Consider the following 12,331-nt stretch of genomic DNA (forward strand, 5'->3'; position numbering starts at 1 on the left):
TGTGATTTTCCACAATTTCCACAGCGGTTTTTGTCGATTTCCTTTCTCGGTCGTGTATAATAACGTCATGTGTTTACTCTATTAAACAGGTGATCTTATTGAAAAAACGTGATAATTATTTTGACAATGTTCGGTTTTTTCTTATTTTTTTGGTGGTATTTGGCCATCTTCTTCGTCCATATATTCACACCAGTCCGTTTCTTTATGCTCTTTATATGGTAATCTATTTTTTTCATATGCCAGCTTTTATTTTGATTTCCGGCTTTTTCGCCAAGAACATAAAGCGGCCGGGCTATATTAAAAAAGCGGCTGAAAAACTGCTGATTCCATTTCTTATTTTTCAATGTGTGTATTCGGTTTTTTATTTTTGGATCGACCATGAAGAAGCTCTTTCTGTAAGGTTGCTGATCCCTGAATGGTCGCTTTGGTTTTTAATGAGCTTGTTCCTTTGGCACGTATTGCTTTTAGGCACCGTTAAATGGCTGAAAAATCCGTTCATTGCGCTTATCCTTTCGGTAGTAGCCGGTATTGGAATCGGATTGGTTAATGAATCACTGACTGTTTTAAGCATCGGCCGGACTTTTGTGTTTTTCCCGTTCTTTTTAGCGGGCTATTATGCAAAAAAAGAATGGTTCCAGCCCTTGTTCCGCATGCGGTCCCGCATTCCGCTGTTTCTTTTTACAGCCGGGCTGTTTGCATACTGCTACACCCATACAGCGATGCAGATTGAGTGGCTGTTTGGCTCCCAATCGTACGCGGCGCTTGGCGCTGACGGAACAGATGGTTTGCTTTTACGATTGTTTGTTTATGCTGTTAATATCGTCATGATTGCTTTTTTTCTTTCCGTTGTGCCGCATAAAGTCTTTTTCTTTACCTCATGGGGACGCAATACATTATACGTGTACTTGCTGCATGGCTTTTTTGTTCAGTCGTCACGTCGTGTAGAAACACTGGAACTGCCGCCGTCTCTGCTTGTTTTGCTTGGAATTGCCGCTGTTTTAACCTTTGCCCTGGCGTCTCCATGGACAGCCGCCCTGTTCCGCCCGTTTTTGGAGCTGAAACGCCCCAGCTTTTTCATTAAAAAGGAGAATAAATCGTGAATATTACTGTCTGCACATTAAATGCAAAATATATCCATACTAATTTAGCGATCCGTTACTTGAAATCTTACTGTGAGGATGCCTATAGTATCCGGCTGGCCGAGTATACGATCAAAGATCCTGCCATGAATATTGTAGCCGACTTGTACAGCCACAAACCAGATGTGATCGGCTTCAGCTGCTACATCTGGAACATTGAAGAAACGATCCGCGTAGCCGGCATGATTAAAAAAGTACTGCCTGAGTGTACAATTGTCTTTGGCGGTCCGGAAGTGACTTATGATGTTCCATACTGGCTGGACCGGCTTACAGATGTGGACTTTATTGCGATCGGTGAAGGAGAAAAAACGTTCCGCATGCTGCTCGACCAGCTGGCGGGAGAGCGCGACTTTTCCAAAGTGCCCGGCCTTGCCTACAAAGAAAACGGCAAACAGCGTATTCAGCCGCAGACGAATAAAATTGACCTGCGCGAGCTGCCTTCCCCGTTTCGCTTTGAAGAAGACCTGGATTCGCTGTCTAAGCGGATTACCTATATTGAAACAAGCCGCGGCTGTCCATTCCGCTGCCAATTCTGCTTATCGTCTATTGAGACCGGCGTGCGTTATTTTGACCGCGAGAAAATAAAAGACGATATTCGTTTTCTGATGAAAAACGGGGCTAAAACCATTAAATTTGTTGACCGGACATTTAATATCAGCCGCAGCTATGCAATGGAAATGTTTCAGTTTCTCATTGATGAGCACGTGCCCGGTACTGTATTTCAATTCGAGATTACAGGCGACATCATGCGCCCGGAAGTGATTCAATTTTTAAACGAGAATGCCCCGGCCGGTTTGTTTCGTTTTGAAATCGGGGTGCAGTCGACCAATGACGGCGTAAACGAGCTCGTTCAGAGAAAACAAAACTGGGAAAAACTAGTACGTACCGTGACGATGGTAAAGGAAGGCGGCAAAATTGAGCAGCACCTTGATTTGATCGCCGGCCTGCCGGAAGAAAATTACGATTCATTCCGCAATACGTTTAACGACGTATTTGCCCTCCGGCCGGAAGAGCTGCAGCTTGGCTTCCTAAAGCTGCTTCGCGGAACGGGTCTGCGCCTGAGCGCTCCTCAATACGGCTATCAGTACATGGATCAAGCGCCGTATGAAATGCTGTCAAACCGGGTGCTTCCATTCGATGAAGTCATTCGTATTAAACAAACGGAAGACGTGCTTGAAAAGTACTGGAACGATCACCGGACCGACGAGACCATTGATTATATTACACGCCATCTCGCCGAAACACCGTTTGACTTCTTTCAGGATTTCGGTGCCTTCTGGGAAGCGAACGGCTGGAGCCGTATCGGCCACCAGCTGGAGGATTTATTTAAACGGCTGGATTCGTTTGTGCGGACGGCTTATCCGAATGACGCGGCTCATGTGGAGAGTATTATGAAGTATGATTATTTAGCCAATCAGCGCTTTAAGCCCCGTAAGCCTTGGTGGAATACCGACGAGTCTGCCCAGCGGAAAGCGATCTATCAGCAGCTTGCCGCCCACCCGCTTCTTGCCGGTGAGTCGTTCGCATCTCTTGGACTTCGCGAAAAAGAACTGCATAAGCATACGATCCTGGAGCCCGTTACAATGCAAAAACGAAACGGTGCCTGGGTTCAAGAAGACGGCTGGCTGCTTGTTTACTTTCAGCCAAACGGTGCCGGTTCTTCGTCCTACTTTTTTCCGTCCCGTTTAACAGCAGCCATTTAAACCAAAAGCGGCAGGCCTTCCCGGCCTGCCGCTTTTTACTTTGGTTCATAAAACCGCTCTTTTGAATAAAATGAAAAAGCCGCATCCCTTTCTCCCATTAAAAATCGGGCGATCAGACGGGACAGAAACAAGCTGTACACCACTCCGTTGCCGCCATAGCCAAGCAGGAACAAGCAGTTGGGCATATGGCTGTACCGGCCGATGATGGGCTGCCCGTCCTGCGTATGGGCAAACGATCCGCTCCAGCTGTACTCCGCGCGTATTTTTCCTTTTAAAGATGGGAACCATGCCTCAGCTTCTTGAACAAGCTTCTCCGTCTTTGCCGGCATTTTTCGGTCACGCGCACTTCCCTCCGAAGCCGGTTCATCAAGTCCGCCGATTACAATGCGCCGGTCTGCTGTTGTCCGGGCGTAGTAGTAAGGACGGTTGGATTCCCAGATCATGACGCCATCCTTCCAAAACGATAAATCCTCTACGGGATTGGTTATAATTGCATAGCTGCTTTCGACGACTGCATTTGGGTCCTTTACCGTTTCTTGCGTTTCATACCCTTGGGCAAAAACGGCTTTTTTTGCCCTGAGTAAATGGCCGTCCTTTGTTCGCAGAACGACACCGGCTTCATCCGCTTTTTTTAAACTCACTTCTGTTTGCTCAAAAACACGGACCCCTTCTTTGGCAGCCGCTCTTACAAGTCCATGGGTAAGCTTTAACGGATTAACCTCTGCGTCGCCTTTTGCAATAATAGCTGCCGGCCGGCTGAAAGGAACCCATTTTTTCATTCCCTCTCCTTCCACATAGTCAACATCAAACCCGGCTTCTTTTAAAGCTGCGTATTCTGTTTGTATTTTGCCGATATCTTCTTCACAGCTCGCGAAAAATAAACTGCTGCGCATGGTCAGGTCCGGATCAATCGGCAGCGACGGGGCGATATCATTCTCAAGATAACGGATCGCATTAAAACAGCGCCAATAATGATCAACTGCTGCCCTTTTGCCAAATGAACGAATCGCCTCATACAGAAGCTGATCATTGGCAAACTGCAGTAAGCCTGTATTTGCGCTTGAGCTTCCCGCGGCCACTGTCCGTTTTTCAACAAGCACGACATCAAAGCCGGTGTTTCTTAATTCATAAGCGGTACAGGCGCCGGATACACCTGCACCGATAATCACGACATCACACTCTATATCCTCTTTTACAGATGGATAAGCGGGCGCTTCTTCGAATGTCTCCGGCCAGTACACACTTCCTGATTTTAAATCCATAGCTGTATCTCCTTTTTCTTATCCGTCTCTATCTATACGCCTAAAACATTGTTTTCAAACAAAAAAACACATCGAACTGTGACATTCGATGTGTTTTTTTGTTTTTTGCTTTAAGCGCTGGCATTTTCACTGCTTTGTTCAGGCCCTTTCGCCCGGGCAATTAAATAACCGCCTGCAGCAATTGCCAGGAGAACACCCCAGAAAACGAGCTTCCACGGTTTTGATTCGGGAAAATGCTCATCCAGTACTGCCAGAGACGGATGAGACAATGTAAAGACTGCCAGCTTCACGCCGACCCAGCCGACAATTAAAAATGCGGCTGTTTCGAGCGTGGGATATTTTTGCAGAAGACGGACAAACCAGGTAGCCGCAAAGCGCATAATAACAACGCCAATAAAACCGCCAAGGAACATTACCAAAAACTGTCCGGAATCGATACCGCCAATCTGGCCCCAGCCTGTTTCCGGAAGTGTAACCGCCAATGCTACAGCCGCGAGCATCGAATCAATGGCAAACGCAATATCCGCTATTTCTACTTTTAAAACAGTCATCCAAAAAGAAGATCCGCGCAAATCCTTTTCGAGTCCGTGTCCTTCAATCCTTCTGTCTTCCTTCCATTTTTTATATAAATGACTGACGCAGATAAAGAACAAGTAAAGAGCGCCAATCGCCTGTACCTGCCATACTTTGACGAGGAACGAAATAAGGAACAGTGCCGCAATGCGAAAAACAAGAGCCCCCATCAATCCGTAAAACAGTGCTTTTTTCTGTTGCTCCTTCGGCAGGTGCTTAACCATAACGGCCATGACAACTGCATTATCCGCTGCCAAGATCCCTTCCAAAATAATGAGGACACCGAGCACCCATGCGTATTCTAGTAACAAAGCTGTATCCATTTTACCCATCTCCTTCCAATAATGGTTTAAAACGGGCATGAAGAAAACAAAAAAAAGCGAGACCTTTGCCTGTAATAGATTACAGACAAAGGTCTCGCTAAGCATGTGTGGTCTTCCTTCATGCCAGCAGCGCCGATGGATATAGATCAAATCCATGAAGTGACGACACTGCTTTAGGTTTGCACCTAACGCTACTCCCCTTCGACTATTCGTCAAAGAAATTTATTTTTCACAATATTAGTATATTCAATTTTTTTTAGTTTGTAAACTTTTTTCTTTTTTTGTTCCCCGGTCAAAAAAACTAAACACAACCGGGATAACGAAAAGCGTTAAAAACGTACTGGAAACCAAACCGCCGATTACAACGATCCCCATCGGCTGGTTGATTTCCGTCCCATCACCAATTCCTGATGCAAGCGGAATGAGCCCGAGAATGGTTGTCAGAGCTGTCATTAATATTGGACGAACCCTGTCTTTAACCGACTGGACAATGGCTTCTGTGCCAGAATATCCTTCTTCTTTTCGCTGTAAAATATAATCAACAATTACAATGGCATTGTTGACGACGATACCGACCAAAATTAAAATACCAATTACCGCGGGGATACTAATTGGCAATTTTGCCATAATAAGCGACAACGCTACTCCAATAATCATTAATGGTACTGTAAACATGATCACAAACGGATATTTAAATGATTCATACTGGGCAGCCATAACAATGTAAATAAGTACGACAGCCAGCACCATTGCCATAATCATATCATCCTTTGAATTATCCAAAAGCTCTTGGTCTCCGCTGTATGAAACAACGGTTTGATCCGATAAGTGCAGGCCGGCAATTTTCTCATCTACAGCCGAAGAAATGTCTCCCAGATTTTGAGATGCTGCATAAGTAACCGTAAATTGAACGGCATCCTGTCCATCAATATGCCGAATGTTAACAGGTCCTTTTGTTACTTGAATGTCTGCTAATGCTTCAAGAGCCAAAAAGTTGCCGGCTGGTGTTTTAACAAGCATTTTCTTTAATTTTTCCAAATTTGCTGTTACATCTTTATCGTACCGGACGTAAACCGCTTTTACTTCCGAGGATTCTTCTTCGATAATCTGTGTGGCAAACACGCCGCGTGTTGCGTCATTAATGAGCTGCGCTACTTGAGCAGGCGCAAATCCAGCTGCTTGGGCTTTTTCACGGTTGACCGTTATTTGTATTTCGCGAACCGTTTCATCCAGATCTGTTCGTACATCTGTTACACCATCAATTGCTTCTACTTCCGACTGAAGCTTTTCAACTACACGATCAAGACGGGTTTTATCACTGTCCCGTACGCTAAAAGACAACGTTTGCGGAGTAGTTCCAGATGCAGATTGAAGATTAAACCTTACATCCGCTGTTTTATTTACTTCTTTTGCAGCTCTCTCTGCGGCTGGCTTCACATGATCTACAAAGTCAAAAATAGACCGGTTCCGATCTTCTTTCATTTTCACATACAGTTCGGCTTCATTTGCACTGTCTCCTCCACGAAATGATCCTTCCTGCGTCGATCCAATCAAACTCACGTATACCTGTGTATCCTGCTCACCGGCCAGCACTTTTTCAACAGCTCTAACCACGCGGTTTGTTTCCTCAAGAGAAGTTCCATTTTCCGTCTCTACCCGAACCGTTACAAATCCTTCATCGGTTGGGGGTAAAAACTGCGTTCCCACTTTCGTTAATCCGAATACACCTCCAGCAAGCAATGTCAGTGCTGTACCAAGGACAATCAGCCGATGTGCGAGTGACCATCTCACCGCTCTCTCAAATAACATCAGCCGGCGTGACTGTTGGCGCTTCCTTTCCAAATCGGCTGGTACTGTTTTTAAAAAGCGGCTGGCCAGCATCGGTATCACGGTTAAAGCAACGAAAAGTGAAGCCAGCAAGCTGAAGGAAATGGTTAAAGCGAATTCTTTGAAAATCTGACCGAGAATCCCGGAGATAAACACAACAGGCAGAAAAACAGCAACGGTCGTTAAAGTAGAAGCTATAATCGCCGCACCGACTTCTTTAGCGCCGTCATAAGCAGCTGTTTTTGAATCCTTCCCCATTGACAGGTGCCGGTAAATGTTTTCAATGACCACGATGGCATTATCAACGAGCATTCCGATCCCGAGGGCAAGAGCACCCAGGGTCATAATATTCAAATTGAACCCAGCCAAAAACATAAGTACAAACGTAATAATAACGGAATAAGGAATGGCTACTCCAATAATAAGCGGGCTTCTGATGTTTCGTAAAAAGAAGAAAAGCACCGCCATGGCCAGCGCTCCGCCAACAACGAGAGAATTGGCGATGTTTCCGATTGCCAGCCGGATATAATCTCCCTGGTCTGTTAAAATATCGGCTTGAACGGATTTATATTCGCCTTTTTCCAGGAGCTCATCCAGCTTTTCCTGGAATCTCTTTGATACTTCTGCTGTATTTGCATTTGATTCCTGAAGAACACTTAATAAAACAGCCGGCTGCTCGTTCGCTCGTGTAATGGAATTTTCATTCAATGGTTTTTTTTGAACAGCTGCCACATCGGCTATGCTTATTTCTTCTCCAGTAAGCGGGTTAATAGAAATGATTAAATTTCTAATGTCTGCCACTGAGGTTAACTGGCTGATAACACGCGTAGTCAGCGTCTTCCCTTCTGTTTCCACTGTGCTGCCCGGAAGTGATACGTTATTGGCACCGATTAATTGAACAACGTCAGATTGTCCCAGCCCATATTCCTCTAATTTTTCTTCATCAAGCTCTACAATAACTTCGTCTGCTGTTGTTCCTGTAACCGATACATTCGCCACGCCTTCTACGGAAGACAAATTCGTTTGCAGCGCTTCCGCCAGACGTTCAAGGTCTTCTTCTGCTCCTGCCTGAAGGGACAGTTGAATAATAGGAAACTGTGATGGATCAAATTTTAACAACTGGGGTTCCCCTGCACCGTCTGGCATAGGTGTCTGCCCAATCCGCTGCAGTACATCGTTCTGAACATCATCGATACTTGTGCTCCAGGAAAATTCAAGCAAAATAAAGTTGGATCCTTCCTGAGAGGTCGATGAGATATTTTCTATACCTGGAAGAGTGGCCAGATTTGTTTCAAGCGGCTTGGTTACTTTTTCCGACACTTCCTTCGGGCCGGCCCCTTCATAATTAGTTACCACTACTGCGATCGGCGGATTTAAATCCGGGATTAATTTTAACGGAATCCGGGTTAAGGAAACGATTCCGAGAATAATGACTAAAAACATAATGACCGTCGTAAACACGGGGCGGTCAATCGAAAATCGGCTTAACTTCAACCTGCTTCCTCCTTCTTTCTTGACTGATTCTTCTTTAACTATACCGAATGATCGGCCCGCTGACCAAATTGAACACTTTTATGGCCAAAAGGAAAGAAGCCTTGTAACAAGGCTTCTTTAAAAAGAAATTATCCAATTAAGTTATATAAGCGGATATTTGGGTGCTTATCCTGGAACCAGCGGAGCGCAAAGTCGTTTTCAAACAGGAATACAAGCTTGCCATGACGGTCGCGCACAAGCGTGCTGCGCGAAGACGACATGGCATCGGTAATATCCTCTTCGTTTTCAATCCAGCGGGCAATTTTTTGGCCGATTGGCTCCATGCGCACTTCTGAATTGTATTCGCCGATCATCCGGTGCTCAAATACTTCAAATTGGAGCTGCCCGACAGCCCCGAGAATATACTCTTCTGTACGGACCGTTTTATACATTTGAATAGCGCCTTCCTGTACAAGCTGCTCGATTCCTTTGTGGAAGCTTTTTTGCTTCATCACGTTTTTCGCCGCCACTTTCACAAAAAGCTCCGGAGTAAACTGAGGCAGCTTTTCAAATTGGAAAATCGGCTTGCCGCCTGTAAGGGTATCGCCAATTTGGTACGTTCCAGTATCGTATAGTCCGATGATGTCCCCACTAACCGCTTCATTGACCGTACTGCGGTCGTCCGCTAAAAATTGTGTGGACTGGGACACCTTTGTTGTTTTTCCTGTCCGGGCGAGTGTAACCGCCATACCGCGCTCAAATTTGCCGGAGCAAATACGCAGAAAAGCAATCCGGTCACGGTGAGCTGGATTCATATTTGCCTGGATTTTAAAAATAAAGCCAGAAAACTGCTCATTCAGCGGATCAATTTCTCCTGCGTCAGCATTGCGCGGCTGCGGCGGCGGCGCAAACTGCAGGTACGTCTCTAAAAATGTCTGTACGCCGAAGTTTGTCAGTGCGCTGCCGAAGAAGACGGGTGATAATTCACCTGAATTAATTTTTTCCCGCGAAAACTCATTGCCTGCTTCTTCAAGCAGTAAAATATCATCCATCGCTTCTGTGTAAAGAGAAGATTCTTTAATAGGATGGTCAACCGCAATATGCCCTTCTTTATCAAGCGGCAAAAAACGGTCCGCTTCTTCTGTGCGGAATTGTTCAACCCGCTTGTTATAACGGTCGTAAATGCCAAAAAACTCTTTCCCCATCCCAATCGGCCAGTTCATCGGATACGACTGAATGCCGAGCACCTCTTCAAGCTCTTCCAGCAGTTCAAGCGGCATTTTCCCCTGGCGGTCCAATTTATTAATGAATGTAAAAATCGGAATGCCGCGCATGCGGCATACTTTAAATAATTTGAGTGTCTGGGCTTCAATCCCTTTTGCCGCATCGACAATCATCACGGCACTGTCAACCGCCATCAGCGTCCGGTACGTGTCTTCCGAGAAATCCTGGTGACCCGGTGTATCCAAAATGTTTACATTGTATCCTTCATAAGCAAACTGCATAACAGAAGAGGTTACGGAAATCCCCCGCTGCTTTTCTATTTCCATCCAGTCAGATGTAGCGAATTTGCCTGTTTTCTTTCCTTTTACCGTTCCGGCGTCACGGATTGCACCGCCGAATAGAAGCAATTTCTCTGTCATTGTCGTTTTCCCGGCATCCGGGTGAGAGATAATTGCAAACGTTCGTCTTGATAATACATCTTCTTTAAATGATGCCATTCTGTTCTTCCTTTCTTTCCTTACACATTTATATTCTGTTAAATCAGATAAGCTATATAAGTAAGTATTATTTTAATGTTGCGTCTTTTTCTAAACAGTTGAATAGCCAACGCTGTTAATTATAAACTAGTCAGATGTGGATGTGTAAAGAAAATTAAAGGAGTGTTTAAAATGTCGTTCCTCTGGGGACTATTTGGGATTGTAATCGTATTAGGGATTGGATTTCTTTTCTCGACCAATCGAAAGCGTATCAACTGGCGGACTGTATTAGGGGGGCTTGCTTTCCAGCTTGTTTTTGCGTTTGTTGTTTTAAAATGGAGCTTCGGGCAAAAAATGATGCTGAAGCTGACGGAAGTCGTCAATGCGATCACTGGCTATGCAAATGAAGGAATCAACTTTTTATTTGGCGGATTTTATACAGAACAATCTGGTATTACATATGTATTTGCCTTAAACATTCTTCCGGTCGTTATTTTTTTCTCGGCCTTGATTTCTGTTTTGTACTATTTAAACATTATGCAGTTTTTCATTAAAATCATTGGCGGATTTCTATCATCGCTTCTCGGTACCCGTAAAGCAGAATCCATGTCAGCCGCCGCTAATATCTTTGTCGGGCAGACTGAAGCACCGCTTGTAGTAAGACCTTATATTCAAAAGATGACGGAATCAGAATTGTTTGCAGTCATGACAGGCGGTCTTGCATCGGTTTCAGGCTCTGTTTTGATTGGCTACTCCCTTCTTGGCGTGCCTCTTGAGTACCTGCTTGCGGCAAGCTTTATGGCTGCACCGGCTGGACTTGTCATGGCAAAACTGTTTCTTCCAGAAACGTCGGATGTGCCTGAACCGAAAGAGTTTAAAATGGAATCAGATGAAGATGCGGTAAATGTGATTGATGCAGCCGCCAAAGGAGCAAGCGTCGGTCTTCAGCTGGCTTTGAACATTGGCGCTATGCTGCTGGCGTTTATCGCGATTATTGCCTTGATCAACGGCCTGCTCGGACTGGTTGGCAGCTGGTTTGGCTTAAACGGACTTTCACTTGAAATGATTCTCGGTTACCTTTTCGCCCCAATTGCGTTTGCCATCGGTGTTCCGTGGCAGGAAGCTGTCACGGCCGGCAGCTTTATTGGACAAAAGCTGGTTTTAAATGAATTTGTTGCTTACTCCAACTTTGGCCCGCAAATCGACGACCTGACGCCGAAAACAGTCGCGATTATCAGCTTTGCTCTTTGCGGGTTTGCCAATATTTCTTCATTGGCCATTTTAATAGGGGGGCTCGGCAACTTAGCGCCATCACGCCGTCCTGACATTGCCCGCCTTGGCTTAAGAGCAGTTATAGCGGGGGCTCTTGCTTCCCTGCTCAGCGCTGCGATTGCCGGTATGCTTATTTAATTGTTTGGCCGTTCCGTTTCTTTTCGCGGGAAATGATAGAAGAAACTCAATCCGACCCGAAAAGGAGCGATCTTTAATGGAACCGGTCTATAGTGTGACCGTTAATGCAAAGGGCGGGTGGGAAGGAAGCGTCTGGACAGAGGAAGGATCGCTGAACCTTGAGCTGACCACTCCATCCATATTCGGCGGTCAGGAACAGCTGCGGACAAACTATCCTGAGTTATTTGGTCGGCGCTTCAATTGCTGCCTGCTATCAAAACGCCGTGCAGCAGGCTGCCGGCATTGATGATCATGCAGACGAAACGTTTGTTGATGTTGGTGCACAGGTTGATGTATCGAAAAACCCTGAGAGGGGCGGCCGCCGCCTCAGCATTATGCTTCATGTGAAATTTTACGGAGGCCGATTTAATGAACTGCTTGATCAGCGTGCAATAGATGAAGCCAGCGGGTTCGGCCCGCTGATTAAAGCACTCGAAGGTGAATGTGATTTTACCATTCGGAAATACTAAAGAAAGAGCGATCGCTCTTTCTTTTTCTTTTGTCCTGACTGTGAAAATATTGTCAATTAATTTTTATTCATTTTTTTGGTTTGATCTATTTGATATCGGGAATACATAAACCATCAAAGCATTACAAATAACTTTACCAGGAGGAAAACATCATGGGATTTATTATCTTCTTAATTGTCGGTGGAATCATCGGCTGGTTAGCAGGACTTATTCTAGGTAAGGATATTCCAGGCGGAATCATCGGCAACATTATTGCAGGTATTATTGGCGCATGGATTGGCGGCGCAATCTTTGGTGATTGGGGACCAACCATCGGTGGAATGGCCATTATTCCGGCTTTAATCGGCGCTATCATCCTTGTTGCCATTGTAAGCTTTATTCTTAAAAAAATGCGTCACGCTTAATAAAAACG

General features: G+C 45.3%; 10 protein-coding genes. 6 read left to right on the top strand and 4 right to left on the bottom strand.

The window, feature by feature from the left end; genetic code table 11:
• Positions 1-98: 98 nt before the first annotated feature.
• Both L2D08_RS02765 and L2D08_RS02770 read left to right on the top strand, forming a co-directional pair.
• Positions 99-1,100: an acyltransferase family protein gene (locus tag L2D08_RS02765; RefSeq protein WP_242232203.1), complete on the top strand. Its 1,002-nt coding sequence runs from the start codon at positions 99-101 to the stop codon at positions 1,098-1,100.
• Positions 1,097-2,842: a B12-binding domain-containing radical SAM protein gene (locus L2D08_RS02770; protein WP_242232204.1), complete on the top strand. Its 1,746-nt coding sequence runs from the start codon at positions 1,097-1,099 to the stop codon at positions 2,840-2,842. The genes L2D08_RS02765 and L2D08_RS02770 overlap by 4 nt, the downstream gene beginning before the upstream one ends.
• Before the next feature lie 35 nt (positions 2,843-2,877).
• Here the strand turns inward: L2D08_RS02770 and L2D08_RS02775 are convergent, their stop codons facing one another.
• From L2D08_RS02775 to L2D08_RS02790, 4 genes are all read right to left on the bottom strand, one after another.
• A complete protein-coding gene (locus L2D08_RS02775) occupies positions 2,878-4,104 on the bottom strand; it encodes an NAD(P)/FAD-dependent oxidoreductase (RefSeq protein ID WP_242232205.1) in 1,227 nt (408 codons plus the stop codon).
• A gap of 110 nt (positions 4,105-4,214) precedes the next feature.
• Entirely contained in the window at positions 4,215-5,000 is a 786-nt protein-coding gene (locus tag L2D08_RS02780; protein WP_242232206.1) for a TerC family protein, read from the bottom strand.
• Between the two features lie 246 nt (positions 5,001-5,246).
• Positions 5,247-8,321: an efflux RND transporter permease subunit gene (locus L2D08_RS02785; protein ID WP_242232207.1), complete on the bottom strand. Its 3,075-nt coding sequence runs from the start codon at positions 8,319-8,321 to the stop codon at positions 5,247-5,249.
• 128 nt (positions 8,322-8,449) lie between these two features.
• Positions 8,450-10,021, bottom strand: a complete 1,572-nt coding sequence (locus tag L2D08_RS02790) for a peptide chain release factor 3 (RefSeq protein ID WP_242232208.1) — start codon at positions 10,019-10,021, stop codon at positions 8,450-8,452.
• 171 nt (positions 10,022-10,192) lie between these two features.
• On the opposite strand from L2D08_RS02790, the gene L2D08_RS02795 reads away from it, so the two are divergent.
• The 4 genes from L2D08_RS02795 (at position 10,193) to L2D08_RS02810 (ending at position 12,323) form a co-directional block, all read left to right on the top strand.
• Positions 10,193-11,410, top strand: a complete 1,218-nt coding sequence (locus tag L2D08_RS02795; RefSeq protein WP_242232209.1) for a NupC/NupG family nucleoside CNT transporter — start codon at positions 10,193-10,195, stop codon at positions 11,408-11,410.
• Between the two features lie 76 nt (positions 11,411-11,486).
• Entirely contained in the window at positions 11,487-11,696 is a 210-nt protein-coding gene (locus L2D08_RS02800; protein WP_242232210.1) for a hypothetical protein, read from the top strand.
• Entirely contained in the window at positions 11,674-11,919 is a 246-nt protein-coding gene (locus L2D08_RS02805) for a hypothetical protein (protein ID WP_242232211.1), read from the top strand. The genes L2D08_RS02800 and L2D08_RS02805 overlap by 23 nt, the downstream gene beginning before the upstream one ends.
• Before the next feature lie 152 nt (positions 11,920-12,071).
• Positions 12,072-12,323, top strand: a complete 252-nt coding sequence (locus L2D08_RS02810; RefSeq protein WP_050181614.1) for a GlsB/YeaQ/YmgE family stress response membrane protein — start codon at positions 12,072-12,074, stop codon at positions 12,321-12,323.
• Positions 12,324-12,331: the final 8 nt, after the last annotated feature.

This window comes from Domibacillus sp. PGB-M46 (genome assembly GCF_022668875.1).
Lineage (GTDB): Bacteria > Bacillota > Bacilli > Bacillales > Domibacillaceae > Domibacillus.